This window comes from Streptomyces justiciae (assembly GCF_015163075.1).
Classification (GTDB): domain Bacteria; phylum Actinomycetota; class Actinomycetes; order Streptomycetales; family Streptomycetaceae; genus Streptomyces; species Streptomyces justiciae.
The window spans coordinates 786,066-800,857 of the sequence record NZ_JADDXU010000001.1; the positions used below are offsets into that span (position 1 = coordinate 786,066).

Annotated in this window: 16 protein-coding genes and 1 pseudogene; 9 read left to right on the forward strand and 8 right to left on the reverse strand. The window is 70.1% G+C overall.

Features of this window, described 5'->3' with window-relative positions; all coding sequences use genetic code 11:
- Positions 1–91: 91 nt before the first annotated feature.
- The 3 genes from IQ210_RS03455 to IQ210_RS03465 are packed head-to-tail and all read left to right on the forward strand — an operon-like array spanning position 92 to position 2,978.
- Entirely contained in the window at positions 92–1,267 is a 1,176-nt protein-coding gene (locus tag IQ210_RS03455) for a DUF4331 family protein (protein ID WP_194076744.1), read from the forward strand.
- Positions 1,264–2,355 carry a tetratricopeptide repeat protein gene (locus tag IQ210_RS03460; RefSeq protein ID WP_194076746.1) on the forward strand — a complete coding sequence of 364 codons (1,092 nt, stop codon included), beginning with the start codon at positions 1,264–1,266 and terminating at the stop codon, positions 2,353–2,355. Before IQ210_RS03455 ends, IQ210_RS03460 begins: the two co-directional genes overlap by 4 nt.
- A gap of 29 nt (positions 2,356–2,384) precedes the next feature.
- Positions 2,385–2,978 carry a TetR/AcrR family transcriptional regulator gene (locus IQ210_RS03465; RefSeq protein ID WP_194076748.1) on the forward strand — a complete coding sequence of 198 codons (594 nt, stop codon included), beginning with the start codon at positions 2,385–2,387 and terminating at the stop codon, positions 2,976–2,978.
- A gap of 215 nt (positions 2,979–3,193) precedes the next feature.
- On the opposite strand, the gene IQ210_RS03470 is transcribed toward IQ210_RS03465, so the two are convergent.
- Positions 3,194–3,475 (reverse strand): hypothetical protein, encoded by a 282-nt coding sequence (locus tag IQ210_RS03470; protein ID WP_194076750.1) that lies wholly within the window; start codon positions 3,473–3,475, stop codon positions 3,194–3,196.
- Between the two features lie 24 nt (positions 3,476–3,499).
- On the opposite strand from IQ210_RS03470, the gene IQ210_RS03475 reads away from it, so the two are divergent.
- Together IQ210_RS03475 and IQ210_RS03480 are read left to right on the forward strand one after the other, a co-directional pair.
- A complete protein-coding gene (locus tag IQ210_RS03475) occupies positions 3,500–4,306 on the forward strand; it encodes an SDR family NAD(P)-dependent oxidoreductase (protein WP_194076752.1) in 807 nt (268 codons plus the stop codon).
- A gap of 107 nt (positions 4,307–4,413) precedes the next feature.
- Entirely contained in the window at positions 4,414–5,451 is a 1,038-nt protein-coding gene (locus IQ210_RS03480) for an amidohydrolase family protein (RefSeq protein WP_194076754.1), read from the forward strand.
- A 4-nt stretch (positions 5,452–5,455) separates the two neighbouring features.
- Here the strand turns inward: IQ210_RS03480 and IQ210_RS03485 are convergent, their stop codons facing one another.
- Positions 5,456–6,178, reverse strand: a complete 723-nt coding sequence (locus IQ210_RS03485) for an IclR family transcriptional regulator (protein ID WP_194077100.1) — start codon at positions 6,176–6,178, stop codon at positions 5,456–5,458.
- Between the two features lie 100 nt (positions 6,179–6,278).
- Here IQ210_RS03485 and mhpD point away from each other — a divergent pair, with 100 nt between their 5' ends.
- From mhpD to dmpG, 3 genes are read left to right on the forward strand one after another with little or no spacing between them, the layout of a single operon-like run.
- Positions 6,279–7,088, forward strand: coding sequence for a 2-keto-4-pentenoate hydratase (gene mhpD, locus IQ210_RS03490; RefSeq protein ID WP_194076756.1), 810 nt, complete (start codon positions 6,279–6,281; stop codon positions 7,086–7,088).
- Complete coding sequence (locus IQ210_RS03495) at positions 7,085–8,011, forward strand: acetaldehyde dehydrogenase (acetylating) (protein ID WP_194076758.1); 927 nt, start codon at positions 7,085–7,087, stop codon at positions 8,009–8,011. The genes mhpD and IQ210_RS03495 overlap by 4 nt, the downstream gene beginning before the upstream one ends.
- A complete protein-coding gene (gene dmpG, locus IQ210_RS03500; RefSeq protein ID WP_194076760.1) occupies positions 8,008–9,021 on the forward strand; it encodes a 4-hydroxy-2-oxovalerate aldolase in 1,014 nt (337 codons plus the stop codon). Before IQ210_RS03495 ends, dmpG begins: the two co-directional genes overlap by 4 nt.
- A gap of 61 nt (positions 9,022–9,082) precedes the next feature.
- On the opposite strand, the gene IQ210_RS03505 is transcribed toward dmpG, so the two are convergent.
- The 3 genes from IQ210_RS03505 to IQ210_RS03515 are packed head-to-tail and all read right to left on the reverse strand — an operon-like array spanning position 9,083 to position 12,566.
- Complete coding sequence (locus IQ210_RS03505) at positions 9,083–10,087, reverse strand: VOC family protein (RefSeq protein ID WP_194076762.1); 1,005 nt, start codon at positions 10,085–10,087, stop codon at positions 9,083–9,085.
- Positions 10,084–10,947: an alpha/beta fold hydrolase gene (locus IQ210_RS03510; protein ID WP_194076764.1), complete on the reverse strand. Its 864-nt coding sequence runs from the start codon at positions 10,945–10,947 to the stop codon at positions 10,084–10,086. The genes IQ210_RS03505 and IQ210_RS03510 overlap by 4 nt, the downstream gene beginning before the upstream one ends.
- Before the next feature lie 8 nt (positions 10,948–10,955).
- Positions 10,956–12,566: a bifunctional 3-(3-hydroxy-phenyl)propionate/3-hydroxycinnamic acid hydroxylase gene (locus tag IQ210_RS03515; protein WP_322656306.1), complete on the reverse strand. Its 1,611-nt coding sequence runs from the start codon at positions 12,564–12,566 to the stop codon at positions 10,956–10,958.
- A 127-nt stretch (positions 12,567–12,693) separates the two neighbouring features.
- Here IQ210_RS03515 and IQ210_RS03520 point away from each other — a divergent pair, with 127 nt between their 5' ends.
- Positions 12,694–13,335 carry a TetR/AcrR family transcriptional regulator gene (locus tag IQ210_RS03520; protein ID WP_194076766.1) on the forward strand — a complete coding sequence of 214 codons (642 nt, stop codon included), beginning with the start codon at positions 12,694–12,696 and terminating at the stop codon, positions 13,333–13,335.
- 35 nt (positions 13,336–13,370) lie between these two features.
- Here IQ210_RS03520 and IQ210_RS47850 read toward each other — a convergent pair whose 3' ends face one another.
- The 3 genes and pseudogenes from IQ210_RS47850 to IQ210_RS03530 form a co-directional block, all read right to left on the reverse strand.
- Positions 13,371–13,562 carry a hypothetical protein gene (locus tag IQ210_RS47850; RefSeq protein WP_265584681.1) on the reverse strand — a complete coding sequence of 64 codons (192 nt, stop codon included), beginning with the start codon at positions 13,560–13,562 and terminating at the stop codon, positions 13,371–13,373.
- 119 nt (positions 13,563–13,681) lie between these two features.
- Positions 13,682–13,930 (reverse strand): annotated as a pseudogene (locus IQ210_RS48430) (SDR family NAD(P)-dependent oxidoreductase); the annotation flags it as partial.
- Positions 13,931–13,993: 63 nt separating this feature from the next.
- Positions 13,994–14,764, reverse strand: coding sequence for a hypothetical protein (locus tag IQ210_RS03530; protein WP_194076769.1), 771 nt, complete (start codon positions 14,762–14,764; stop codon positions 13,994–13,996).
- Positions 14,765–14,792 lie beyond the last annotated feature (28 nt).

Below are 14,792 nucleotides of genomic sequence, written 5' to 3' on the forward strand. Positions count from 1 at the left end.
TGTGAGACAGATTGACTCACAAATCATCTGTGAGTCACTGTGTCTCACAGATGGCCCACCAAGACCCATCCATCACTCGAGGGAGTTCCCGATGGCGGATCACTTCTCCGGACCGCGCATCCTCTTCGACCCCGCGTCCGACGTCGCCGACGTCTTCGCGTTCCCCAGCCCGGACCGGCCGGGATGCCTGGTGCTCGTCCTCGACGTGTTCCCGGCCGCGGCCCCCACGGCGTTGTTCTCCGACGCGATCACCTACCGCTTCCGGGTCCGGCCGGTCGCCCGGGCCGCCGAGCGTGCCGCGTTCACCGTCGGCGACACCGAGTACGGCCTCGACTTCACCTTCGCTGCGCCCGGCCAGATCCCCGGCAGCGACGAGCCGGTTCAGATAGGCACCTGCACGACGCCGAGCGGCGAGCAGTTCCTCTTTCAGGTCGGCAACGAGACGCCCACCGAGGCCGAAGGGCTGAGGATCTTCGCCGGACCGCGACTCGACCCTTTCTTCATTGACCTCGCGGGCGTCCTGGCCGCCGACGCCACACAGAAGCTCGCCTTCCGGCCCGGCGCGGACAACGTCCTCGAAGGGATGAATGTGCTGAGCATCGTCGTCGAGGTGGACCCCGAGGTGGTGTTCGGCCTGGACTGCGGGCCCCTGCTCGGCGTCGTCGGCGAGACCGTGACTTCCGGCGGCCGCCCGGTCCGGCTGGAGCGCATGGGCCGCCCTGAGATCAAGAACGTTGTTCTGGCGAGCAAGAGCCACGACCCCGTCAACAGCGACCTGGAGATCCGCGACCTCTACAACGAGGGGGACGCCTTCGCGGTACGACCGGACTACGCCGGGGCCTACCGGACGCGGTTCAATGCCAACCTGGCGTTCTTCGACCGCCTCGACGGCGAGCGCGTCTGGCCGGCGGACGATCAGGGGACTCATCCTCTGACGGAACTGCTCCTGGCCGACTTCCTCGTCGTCGACATCTCCCAGCCCTTCTCCGAGGGCAGCTGCTTCGAGATCGAGACCGCTCTGCTCGCCGGACGCCCCCACACGACCTGCGGCGGCAGGGCACCCAACGACGACATCGTGGACACCCTCTACACGCTCCTGGTCAATGGCGTCGACGGCCCCCGCATCAGCGACGGCGTCGACCATGCCACCCGGCCGGCCACGCATGAGTTCCCGTATCTCGTCGCCCCCAACCCGAACCCGCCGGACCTTACGGCGGTGATGGCCGCGCTGCTCGCCCCGCCGGAGCCGGAGGAGGAAGCGGCATGACGGGCCGACCCCTGCGCGCGGACCAGGAACCGGTCACGACCGACGGCGCCCTGGCCCTGGTGAATCTGTCGGCCCAGATCGACGGCGTGGCGGCACCCGTACGCCGGGCGGGCTCCGCCGCGCCCCGCGCCGTCGCGCAACAGGCGGTCCTGGTCGACCTCCTGACACTGCGCGGACACCTCCTGGGCCGCATCGCCGACTACGAGCAGGCGGCACAACTCTCCGAACAGATGGTGTGGAACGCACCCGACGACAGTGCCGCTCTGCTGGCCCGGGCCCGCACGCGGGCGACCCTGCACCGCTTCGCCGAGGCCATGGTCGACCTCGATGCGGCGGGCAGGGCCGGCGCGGGGCAGGCCACCCTGGACGCGGAACGCGCGGCGATCCTTCAAGCGGTCGGCTGTCACGCCGAAGCCCATGGCTTGCTGCGGAGCGCAGCGCCCCACCAGACCGACTTCACCATGCTGTCGGCACTGGCCGTTCTCCAGGCAGAGCGGGGCGAGACCGCCGAGGCGGAGCACGTGTTCGACGAGGCGCGCACCGTCTACCGGGGCGTCTCCCCCTTCCCGCTCGCCCAACTCGACTTCCGGCGCGGCGTGATGTGGCTGCGCGAAGGCGACCTGCCCACGGCCCGGTCCTGGTTCGCAGTGGCCCGGCGCCGGGTGCCGGGCTATGCCCCGGCAACCGGTCATCTCGCCGAGGTCGACCTCCTCCTGGGCGCTCCCGAGACCGCTGTCGCCCGCCTGCGCCCACTGGTGGAGACGAGCGACGATCCTGAGTACGCCGCACACCTCGCTCTCGCCCTGCGAGCGGCCGGCCGCCACCAGGAGGCACAGCTGTGGCGGGACCGAGCGGCGGAACGCTACGAGGAACTGGTGACGCGTCATCCCGAGGCGTACGCCGATCACGCCGCCGACTTCTGGCTCATGGTCGGAGGCGATGTCGACCGTGGACTCCAACTCGCCCTCCAGACCCTGGTCATGCGCCAGACCAGCCGCTCGTACGCCCTGGTCAGGCGCGCCCGCGAGGCAACCGAGGGACTGGCCCGCGACGCCTCCGGACCGAGACATCCTGCGACTAGCATGTGAGGCAACTTGTCTCACACGAAGGGTGCCGCATGCCGGAGGAGCGAGCCGATCCACGCCAGGTGCGCAGCCGCGAGGCCATGGTTGCCGCGGCCACCACGCTGCTCACCGAGGGCGGCCTGGAGGCCGTCTCGCACCAGGCCGTGGCCGCCCGCGCCGGAGTCGGCCGGGCCACGGTGTACCGCCACTGGCCCGACCTGCTCGGTCTCCGGCTGGCGGCACTGGAAGCCGGCATGCCGCCCCTGTCACCGGCGCCCGAGGACGTACGGGCCGCCTCCGGTGCCGACCCGCGCGCCGAGCTGGTCCACTACCTGCGCCAGCTCGGCGAGCGGCTCGACGACGCCCAGGCCGGGGCCGTTCTCGCCGCCGTACTGGGCGGGGCACAGCGCGACGACGGGATGCAGCACCTCCGTCGGACTCTGCTGACCCAGATCGTCGACTCACTGCGCCCTGCCGTCACTGCTGCCGTCGCCCGGGGGCGCCTGCGCGACGACGTCACGGCCGAGGCGTTCGCCATGACGACCGTCGGGCCGCTCGTCTATCAACGGTTCCTCGTGGGCGCCCGGCTCGGTCACGACACGGTGGACGCGGTGGTGGATTCGGCACTGCGGGCGTGGGCGCCGTAGCGACTCCGGTTCGACCGGAACCCCGGGTGGACAGGCCGGGGTCGTTTCAGGGCTCGCTTTCTCCCGCAACTGTCCGAAGCTCCACTCGCTACACCGTATGGCATTTTTACACTTGACTGTAAAATAACCATGGACGGTAAAGTGACACTCATGATGAGCGAGGGTCTGCGGGAGCGTTCCAAGGTGCGACGCAGAGGAGCGATCCTCCAGGCGGCCTACGCTTCGACGCGCTCGCGGACCGGCTGGCCACCGCACTGCTCGAATGGCCGGATGGGCAGACGACTCTGGGCGCGCTGCACGACTGCATCCTCGCCGAGGAACGCGGCGACGCCCCCGACGACTTCGGCCCCCGTATGGCCGCCGCCGCGGCGGCCGCCGTCATCAGCGAGGTCTGCCATTACGCGCAGGAACCCGACCTCGACCAGGCGATCGCCTTCCTGCGCGCCGGACTCCGCACGCTCGACACCGCCTGGTCCACCCGACACCTTGTCGATCAAGGTCTACTGTGAAGGGGCCGACGTATGCCTCTGCCGAAGCCGAACCCCACCAGCACCGCGATCGTGACCGGCGCCTCGTCCGGCATCGGTGCGGACATCGCCCGCGAACTGGCCCGACGCGGCCACGGTGTCACCCTCGTGGCCCGGCGCGAGGACCGGCTGCGCGACCTGGCCGCCGAGCTCTCCCATAGCGTCCGGGTCGAGGTCATCGCCTGCGACGTGGCCGACGCCGAGCAGCGCGCTCGGCTCTTCGATACGGTGGCCGAGCGAGGCCTCACGGCGGACATCCTGGTCAACAATGCCGGCATCGGGACCATCGACGCGGTGGCCAACTCCCCGGTCGAGGCCGAGATCGCCCAGGTGCGGGTGAACGTCGAGGCGGTCATCGACCTCACCACCCGCGCAGTCCAGCAGATGGTGCCGCGCAGGCGCGGCGCGATCCTCAACGTCGGGTCCGTGAGCGGCTTCATTCCGCAGCCTGGGCAGTCCGGCTACGCGGGAACGAAGGCGTTCGTGCAGCGGTACAGCGAGGGCCTGCGCGCGGAGCTGGCGGGCACGGGTGTCACGGTCGCGGTGCTCTGTCCCGGTCCGGTGCACACTGAATTCGCCCAGGCCGCGGGCCTGGACAGCGACGGCTATCCGTCGTTCCTCTATATGCCGTCCCGTGAGGTGGCGAGGATCGGCGTCGACGCGCTCGACGGCGACCGTGGTGTGGTCGTTGCCGGGCTGCCCATGAGGATCGTCAGCCGCCTGATGCGGCTGGCTCCCCAGCGCCTCCTGCTGTCCGCGCTCGTGCGGCAGAACCCGGGTCTGAAGCGGGTTCGCGCCTGACCTTCCCGCATGTGGAGCCCCTTGTGATCCAGCACTGCTGTAGCGTTTACTCCAATTGGAGTGACCGCTACAGTCAACGTGCATCAGAGCCACAAGGAAGTCACCTCATGGCCGCCGCCCCACGCCGCATCGACGTCCACCAGCACCTCGTCCCCGCCTTCTACCGGGACCTCCTCGCCAAGCAGGGCATCGCCGAGGCCGGTGGCCGGGCGCTGCCGGACTGGAGCCCCGGGTCGGCGCTGGAGCAGATGGACCTGCTGGGAACGGAGTCGGCGATCGTCTCCGTTTCCACGCCGGGTACCGGATTCCTCGACGATCCGGCCGAGGCTGCCCACCTGGCCCGGCGGCTCAACGACTTCTCCGCCGACCTTTCCGCCGGTCATTCGGGACGGTTCGGCTGGTTCGCCACCCTGCCCATGCCGGATGCGGCCGCCTCCGCGACCGAGGCCCGGCGGGCGCTCACCGAGCTGGGCGCCGACGGGGTCACCCTGCTGGCCAACAACCGGGGCACCTATCTGGGAGCCGACGGGCAGGACTCGCTGTGGCAGGCGCTCGACGAGCATGCGGCCGTCGTGTTCGTGCACCCGGCCGACCTGCCCGCCCCGCCGGTCGAGGGCATCCCGCCGTTCGCCGCCGACTTCCTGCTGGACACCACGCGCGCCGCCTACCTGCTCGTACACAACGGCATCCCGCGCCGCTACCCGAACGTCCGGTTCATCCTCAGCCACGCCGGCGGGTTCGTCCCCTACTCCTCGCACCGGATGGCCGTCGCGATCGCCAGTGACACCGGGCGCAGTCCGCTGGACGTCCTGGAGGACTTCCGCGACTTCTACTTCGACACAGCGCTGTCCTCCAGCCCCGCCGCGCTGCCAACACTGCTGGCCTTCGCCCGGCCCGGGCACGTCCTGTTCGGCAGTGACTGGCCGTTCGCGCCTGTGGCGGCGGGGCAGTACTTCGCGAACGGGCTCGACAGCCATCCGCTGGTGCCGGGTTCGCTCATGGCCATCAGCCGTGCCAATGCCGAGGCGCTTTTCCCCCGCTTCGGGGGCGGGGCCGCCGCGCCTTCCCGGCCCAGGGCGGGCCTGCGGCAGACCGCCCAACGGGCCGCCGCCCGGCTCGTCTTCAAGCTGGTCCAACCCGGATGACGTCTCACATGCCCCCGCGCAGCACCCGCGACAGCCCCAGGGCCGCTGTCCGCACCGCCGGTGCCAGCTGGGCGGGGCTGAAGCGGGAGCGCGGCACGGCTACCGAAAGGGCGGCCACCGCGCTGCCGCCGGAGAAGACTGGTGCCGCGATACAGCTCACTCCCAAAGCCGCCTCCTGTTCCTCGTACGCGAGCCCCGAGACCTGGATCTTCTCCAGGGCCATACGCAGCCGCGCCGGGTCGGTGATCGAGTGCGGGGTCAGGCTCGGCAGGGGCTGTGTGAGCAGTTCCTCGGTCAGCTCGGCACCGGAGAAGGCGAGCAGGGCCTTGCCGACGCCGGTGCAGCTCAGTGGGAGGCTGCCGCCGATTCGGGAGGGGAGCTGGAGGGCCTCGTGGCCGTGGATGCGTTCGAGGTAGACGACGTCCATGCCGTCGCGCACCCCGAGGTGAACGGTCTCCCGCGTTGCCTCGAACAGGTCCTGGAGGAACGGCAGGGCCGCCTCACGCAGATCGAGCCGATGCGGGACCAGTGAGCCGAGCTCGAACAATTTCGGGCCCAGCCGGTACTGGGCACCGGACCGCTCCAGCCACCCCAGCCGGACGAGGTCCGTCGCCAGCCGATGGACGGTCGGCTTGGCGAGCCCCGTGCGCTCCGAAAGTTCTGACAGGCGGAACGGTCCGCCGCTCGGGCTGAAGCATTCCAGGATGACTGCGACCTTCTCCAGCATGCTGCCGCTCGCGATGTTCCGTGACACGGAACAAAGCTTGGCTGGTTCGCGGCGAGCTGTCTATATCGGTGTCAGTACTCGCACTCCCTGGAGGGAATCCATGCCGAACGCCGCCTCCCCGGCCGTGCTCAAGGCCGCCGACCTGCTGGAGGAGGCCGCCGTCACCCGGGCCGCCTGCCCGCCGGTGCGCACCCTGTTCGACGACGGCGACCTCGAGAACGCCTACGCCGTACAGCAGGTCAACGTCCGCCGCGCCCTGGACGCCGGACGCCGGATCGTCGGCCGCAAGATCGGCCTGACCTCCACGGCCGTGCAACGGCAACTGGGCGTGGACCAGCCCGACTTCGGCGCGTTGTTCGCGGACATGGCGGTGCCGCAGGGCGGCGAGGTGCCCGCCGGGCGGCTGCTCCAGCCGAAGGTGGAGGCCGAGGTCGCGCTCGTCCTCGCCGAGGATCTGCCGCACCGCGAGTGCACGGTCGTGGACGTGCTGCGCGCGGTCGACTTCGCTCTGCCCGCCCTGGAGATCGTCGACAGCCGGATCGCCGGCTGGGACATCTCCCTCGTCGACACCGTCGCCGACAACGCCTCCTGCGGCCTGTACGTCCTCGGCGGCACCCCCGTGCCGCTCAGCGGGCTCGATCTCCGCTCGGTGTCGATGACCATGACCCGCAACGGCGAGACCGTCTCCCAGGGCACCGGCGCCGACTGTCTCGGCAGCCCCCTCAACGCGGCCGTCTGGCTGGCCCAGGCGCTCGCGGAGCGGGGCGACCCGCTCCGCGCGGGCGACCTCGTGCTGACCGGAGCCCTGGGCCCGATGGCTCCCGCAGCCCCCGGTGACGTCTTCGACGCCCATGTCTTCGGCCTGGGCTCTGTCCACGTCGGGTTCGGCCAGGAAGGGGCGCAGTCATGACCACCAAGGTCGCCATCATCGGCTCCGGCAACATCGGCACGGACCTCATGATCAAGGTCCTGCGGCTCTCGGAGAGCCTGGAGACAGTCGCCCTGGCCGGTATCGATCCGGACTCCGACGGCCTGGCCCGCGCCCGCCGCCTCAAGGTCGCCACCACCCACGAGGGTGTCGAAGGCCTGGTGAAACTGGACGAGTTCGCCGACATCGACATCGTCTTCGACGCCACCTCGGCCGGCGCCCACCGTCATCACGACGAGGTGCTCCGCCCGCTCGGCCGCACCCTGGTCGACCTCACTCCGGCCGCCCTGGGCCCGTACGTGGTCCCGCCGGTCAACGGCGACGCCCATCTCGACGCCCCCAACGTCAACATGGTCACCTGCGGGGGCCAGGCCACCATCCCGATCGTCGCCGCGGTCAACGCCGTATCGCCCGTGCACTACGGCGAGATCGTCGCGTCGATCGCCTCCCGTTCCGCCGGCCCCGGCACCCGGGCCAACATCGACGAGTTCACCGAGACCACGTCCTCGGCCATCGAGCAGGTCGGCGGGGCCGCGCGCGGCAAGGCGATCATCGTGCTCAACCCGGCCGAGCCCCCGCTGATCATGCGGGACACCGTGCACTGCCTGGTCTCCGATTGCGCCACGGAGGCCGTCACGGCGTCGGTCGAGGAGATGGTCGCGCGCGTGCAGGCGTACGTGCCGGGCTACCGCCTCAAGCAGAAGGTGCAGTACGAGAAGGTGGCGGCGGACGACCCGCTGAGCGGCCTGGGCCCCGGCGAGCTGCTGAAAGTCTCCGTCTTCCTCGAAGTCGAGGGCGCCGCCCACTACTTGCCCGCCTACGCCGGAAACCTCGACATCATGACCTCGGCCGCGCTGCGCACCGCTGAGCGCATGGCCGCCCACAGCAGGGAGGCGGCCAAGTGACCGCTCTGTACATCCAGGACGTCACCCTGCGGGACGGCATGCACGCCGTCCGGCACCGCTACACCGTCGAACAGGCCCGCACCATCGCCGCCGCCCTGGACGCGGCGGGCGTGGCCGCCATCGAGATCGCCCACGGCGACGGACTGGCCGGTTCCAGCATCAACTACGGCATCGGCGCGCACACCGACTGGGAGTGGATCGAAGCCGTCACCGACGTGGCCTACCACGCCGTACCGACGACCCTCCTCCTGCCGGGCATCGGCACCCTGCACGACCTCCGCCAGGCACACCGCCTCGGCATCCGCTCGGTCCGCGTCGCCACGCACTGCACCGAGGCCGACATCTCCGCCCAGCACATCGCCGCGGCACGGGAGTTGGGCATGGACGTCGCCGGGTTCCTGATGATGTCCCACATGGCCGAACCGGCCGAACTGGCCCGCCAGGCCAAGCTGATGGAGTCCTACGGCGCCCACTGCGTCTACGTCACCGACTCCGGCGGTCGGCTCACCATGGACGGTGTCCGCGACCGCTTCCGCGCCTACCGCGAAGTCCTCGACCCGGCCACGGAGTTGGGCATCCACGCCCACCACAACCTCGGACTCGGCGTCGCGAACAGCGTGGTCGCCGTGGAGAGCGGTGCCGTACGCGTCGACGCCTCCCTCGCCGGCCAGGGCGCCGGTGCGGGCAACTGTCCCCTGGAGGCGTTCGTCGCGGTCGCCGACCTGATGGGCTGGGCGCACGCGTGCGAGCTGTTCCCGCTCATGGACGCCGCCGACGATCTCGTACGACCGCTGCAGGACCGCGAGGTACGGGTGGACCGCGAGACCCTCAGCCTCGGCTACGCGGGCGTGTACTCCAGCTTCCTCCGCCACGCCGAGACCGCCGCCGCCCGCTACGGTTTGGACACCCGCAGCATCCTCGTCGAGGTCGGCCGTCGGGGCATGGTCGGCGGTCAGGAGGACATGATCACCGACATCGCGCTGGACCTGGTCGCCCGCGCCGAGGCGTGATCCGGCAGCAGATGAAGGGCCCGATGCGGATCGCCGCATCGGGCCCTTCGCGTGGGGCCGGTCAGTCGTCGGGGGTGCCTGCGCCGCTGAGTGAGGGCACGGTGTCCTCGCGGCGGGCGAGGGAGAGACCTCCGAGCCGGAAGTGGTCGAGCTTGTCGATGATCGTCTGACCGACCGGGGTGTGCCCCCAGATGCTGATGCCCTGATGGGTGCTGGGCTGCCAGGTGGCCTCGTCGACGACGATGGGGTTCCAGCCGACCTCCCACTCGAAGCCCGACGGGGTACGGGCGTAGTACGACAGCTCCTTGTCGTTCGTGTGCTGACCCACCGACAGGGCCATGTCGAAGCCGAGTTCGTGCACGCGGTCGTAGCTGCGGGCCAGGTCGTCGAGTGAGGCGGCCTGGATGTTGAGGTGCTGGACGCGGGTGCGGACCGGGTCGATCGGCAGGCCGCGGACGGCAGCGATCGCGATGGAATGGTGGCGCTCGTTGACCCGCAGGAAGCGGACCTTGAGCTGCACGCCGCTGATGGCCTCGTCGATGTAGTCGGTGAGCCGGGCGTCGAAGACGGTGTCGAAGTAGCCGCGCAGCTGCGTCGGCTTGGTGGAGGTGATCGCGATGTGTCCCATGCCGGAGTCGCCAGTGACCCAGCCGGAGGCGAGCATGCGCAGCGGCTCGGGGGAGACGACCGGGGTGGTGTAGATCTCCTGGGTGATGCCCTTGGGACCGGGGAAGCGCAGGAGGCGTTCGACGCCGCGCAGGGCGGCCTCCTCGGCGCTGCCCTCGACGCAGGGGACGCCGTGGGCGCGGACGCGGGCCTCGATCCGCTCGAAGGAGGCGTGGTCGTCGATGTGCCAGCCGGTGGCGACGACGTCCTCGGCGGGGCCGCGCCGGAGCAGGAAGCGGCACTCGTGGTCGTCGAGGCGGAAGCGCATGACGTCACGGGAGATGTCGTCGTGGTGCATGCCGATGGCGTCGGTGCCGAAGCGGCGCCAGTCGGCGAAGCGGTCGGACTCGATGACGACGTAGCCGAGGTGGACGGCCCCGAACACGGAAGCGGTGTTCATCGGCGGCCCGCCAGGAAGTCGGCGCAGAGGCTGTTGAAGAGGTCCGCGCGCTCCCACTGCACCCAGTGCCCGGTGTTGGCGACCAGGTAGAGGTCGCAGTTGGGCAGCCGGTCGGCGAGCATCGGGCCGCCGGAGGGCCGGTTGACCCGGTCGGCGGCGCCCCACAGCACCAGGGTCGGCACCGGCAGCCGGGACAGCCGTTCGTCCCGTGTGAAGTCCATCTTCCACAGCGCCTTGAGTGACTTCGGCCGCCGCAGCGGCGGGGCCGCGACGACCTCGGGGTCGATGCTGTCGCGGTAGCGGGCGTCAATGACGCTGTCGGGGACGTCGGCGGCGTTGAAGACGAGGTACTGACGGATGAACTTCTCCAGCTTCAGCCGCGAAGGGCCGTCCCCGCCGTAGTAGTTGAGCAGCGAGTTGAGGCCCGGCGTGGGCAGCCCGCGGGTGGTCCCGATGCCGCCGGGGCCCATGAGGACCATGCGGTCGACGCGGTCGGGGGTGTCCAGGGCGAGCCGGAGAGCGCAGGCCCCGCCGTAGGAGTTGCCGACCAGGTGGGCCTTGTCCAGACCGAGTTCGTCGAGCAGGCCGCGGATGCCTGCGGCGAGGCTGCCGAAGGGGTCGGCGGGGTCGATGCCCTTGGAGCTGCGGCCGTAGCCGGGCAGGTCGGGGACGATGACCCGGTGTTCCTTGGCCAGCTCCGCGATGTTGCGGCTGTAGTTGGAGACGCCGGAGGCGCCGGGGCCGCCGCCGTGCAGCAGCAGGACGGGAGGACCGTCCCCGGTCTCGGCAACGAAGATCTTCTTGCCGGCGACGTCGAGCAGGGACTCCCGCATCGACGGCAGTTCGGTGTGCGTGGTCATGACGGTCCTTACCGGGTGAGGGAGGCGGACTTGCGCGGTGAGGGGGTGAATCCGGCCGGAGGCGGGGGGAGTTCGGCACCGGCGGGCGCGGCGGCGTAGACGTAGCCGTCCGGGCGCAGGACGAGGGTGGTGACGCGGCGTTCGGCCATCCAGGGCAGCAGGACACCGTCATCGTCGACGAGGGCGCCCCCGGCCGGGCGGGAGCCGGCGGTAGTGATCCTGAGCGAGGGAATGCCGAGGTGCTCCCATGCGGGCTGGGGCGCGGGCAGTCCTCCGTGCAGGAGCAGCCACCGGCTATCCAGGGCGTCGTCCAGGCGGGCCCGGCTGCCGTCGGGGGTGGTCACCCAGGGCTGCGGTATCTGCTGCCCGGTCGCCTTGGTGCGGGGGCGTGCCTGGAAGCCGTCGGCGTAGTGGGCTATGGGGATCCAGTTGGAGTCCTGGAGCCACTGGCTGAAGCGGGGGACTCGGTTCACGACGGGCAGCACGGAGTCGCGGACCCGGGTGACGGCCGAGCGTCGTTCGGTGATGATCCGCCCGACGAACACCGCACGTCTGGTGATCTCCTTGACGTGCGGTTTGCGTTCGGCCTCGTAACTGTCCAGCAGGCTCTCCGGCAGCTCGCCGCGCAGCACGGCATCCAGTTTCCAGCACAGGTTGGCCACGTCGCGCACGCCGGCGGCCATGCCCTGGCCGATCCACGGCGGCATCGCGTGGGCTGCGTCCCCGGCGAGGAAGACCCGGCCGACCCGGAAGCGGGCGGCGAAGCGGACGTGGTGGCTGTAGACAGTCGCCCGAAGGATCTTGATCTGGTCCCGGCCGATCCCGTACCGCGCCACCATCGAGTAGATCGCCTCGTCGGTGGTCAGGTACGTCTCGTCGTCACCCGGCAGGATCGGGAACTCCCAGCGGTGGTGGCCGAGGGGCGTCGGGCAGTCCACTGCCGGGCGGGCCGGGTCGCAGCGGAAGCGCAGCCGGTCGTGGTCCGGCCAGGGCTTGAGCATCTTGGTGTCGATGACCACCCAACGGTCTTCGTACGTCCGTCCCTCGTAGCCCACGTTCAGCTGTGCGCGGGTGAGGCTGGAGCCACCGTCGGCCGCGATGACGTACGCGGCACGCAGTCGTCGTACCGTGTCGTCGGCGGTACCCACCACCGTCAATTCGACGCCGTCGGCGTCCTGGCGCAGCCGCACGCACTCCTGGCGCAGCAGCACCTCCACGTTCGGGTAGCGGCCGACTCCCTCCCGCAGTACCTGCTCCAACGCCGGCTGGTAGATGAACATCTGCGGTGGATGGCCGTGGCCGCGCGGGGTGGGGTGCGCGCTGATGAAGGCGCGGCCGCGTGCGTCCACGAAGTCCAGCGGCCGCTCGGCCAGCATGTCCCGCTTCAGCCGTTCGGCCAGGCCGACGCGCTGCCAGACCCGTACGACCTCCTCGTCCGTGGAGATCGCCCGGGCACGGGCGAACACTTCGGCGTCGCGCTCCAGCACGACGACCCGGAGGCCCATTGCCCCGAGCAGGTTCGCCGCGGTCACGCCCGTCGGCCCGTAGCCGATCACCGCCACGTCGTACGTACTGCTCTCGCTGCCCTCGGCTCTGTCCTTGGCACTGATACCGCTCACCAGGCCACCTCACTGTCGTCGTCCCTGACGGCTCTTGCTGTATCGTTCATTCCAGTTGGAATGGCCGCTACAGTAAGTTGAGGGGCAGATACGGTCAAGGGCCGACAGCAACAGGAAGGGCACCTTCATGACCACCAGGCCGCAGACAACGCGCAAGAAGCGTGCGAACGGGGTGGAGTCGCGGCAGCGGATCCTGGATGCCGCCGTGGAGATCGCGGGCGAGCGGGGGTACGAGGGCACGTCCATCGCGGCGGTCAGCGCCAAGTGCGGACTGCCCGCCAGCTCGATCTACTGGCATTTCAAGGACAAGGACGACCTGATCGCCGCGGTCATCGAGCGCAGCTTCGAGACCTGGCTCGCGGCCGTCGAACTGCCGGGGGAAGAGACGGGTACGCCCCTGGAGCGGGTCACGGCCATGGCCGCGAACGTGGCGAAGTCGCTGGTCGACGCGCCGGACTTCCTGCGCCTGGGCCTCATGCTCGCCCTGGAGCGGCGGCCCACGGAGCCCCGGGGCCGGACCGCGTTCCTTCAGGTCCGCGGCATCGCGAGCGAAAAGATCACCGAAGTCATCCGGACCTTGCTTCCCGACCTGGACGAAGGCGCCGTGCACACCCTCACGACCTATGCCGTCGCCGGCGCCGACGGGCTGTTCGTCCAGCGGGAGATCAGCGGCGACGCCGTCGACCTGGTGGCCATGTTCGAACTGCATGCGCAACTGGTCTACGAGGCGGCCATGCGCATGGCAGCGGCGAACTCCGGACGTCGCTGACCGACCGGCGGCGAGCCTGCGCCTGAAGAGGCCGGTCAGGAAGGCGTGGCCGAGTCCGACTTGGTCGCGAGCAGATGGCGGTTCAGGGCCACCACCAGCTTGGTGTACCGGCGCGGCATCAGCCGTACGAGGAGGTCGGTGATCTTCGCGTCGGTGCCGACGAGGATCCGCAGACGCTTGGCTTCGATGCCATCGACGATGATCCTGGCCGCCTTGGCAGGGTCCACCTTGAGCACCTTGTCGTTGATGACCTTCGCGCGGGCCCGGTCTCCCGCGGTGGGCTCCAGGCCTTGAGGCTGGACACGTTGATGACGTGGCCGTCGCCCGAGGCGATCAGGTGGGGCAGGAACGCCTTGGTTCCGTGGATCACACCCCAGAGGTTGACCCCGAGAACCAGCTCGTAGTCGCGCAACTCGCTGTCGAGGAAGGCACGCCCGGCACCGATACCAGCGTTGTTGTAGATCTGGTGGACCACACCGAAGTGCTCGGCAATCGTGTGCGCGTAGGTCTCGAACGCGACGGCGTCGCTCACGTCCAGCAGTTGTTGATGCACGCGCGCACCGAGTGCCGCGACCTTGCCCCTCACTGAACTCATAGCGTCATGTGCCCCTGTGCTCGGCGACTGTGATGAGACTCTGGACTTCCTCGCTACTGCGTTCTAAGCAGCAACCAGCGCCGAACCGACGCGGATGACCGGCACGCTTCGCTCCACGGTGTAGGCGTGGACGGCCGTCAGCACTGTCCGCTGCTCGGCCACAATGCCGGCGACCTGCTCGGACTTGAGCAGGTCGTCCATGGCGGCACGGCTGTCGGCTCCCACGACGACGCTCGCGTGATAGCGGCGGAAGGTCGGGTTGTCGTGACAGACGCCGAGCGTGGGGTGCACGAAGCGCGACCAGGGCAGGAAGGTGTACGTCCGCAGATCCTGCGCGCCGGCCTCGTGGAGCGCCGGGCCGATACGGTCGTGGACGAATCGCCGGAAGGTACGGCCGCTCACGCCTCGGCGCCGCCGCAGCATCAGAACGGTGCGATGGCCTACGGCGTCGTCGTGTCCGTCGGTCCACCAGCGGCCTCCGCCGGGACCGGTGACCTGTCCGAGGACGCGTTCGAAGACGTTCTGTTCGTCCAGGTAGACCTCCCGCATGTGCATCGGCATGCCCAGCGCGGCGGCGGTGCTCCCGAACCGGACCTCGGCCACGCCGTCGCAGCGCCAGCTCGGCGGGATCACCGTGCCCACGGTGGGGGACGACGGCCAGTAGCCGTGGTCGGTGGGCGAGAAGTGCCGTTGCACGTACTCGGCCATGTTGGGCAGGCGCCCGGCGATCTGTGCGTGCGGCCCGGACCAGTACCCGAGGGCTGCCTCCCGCGGCAGATCCGCGCGCAGCCAGACGGGGGACATGTAGGAGGTGGTCTTCACAGGTCGGCTCATGTCTACTCCTGTACGGACTGGCGAACGG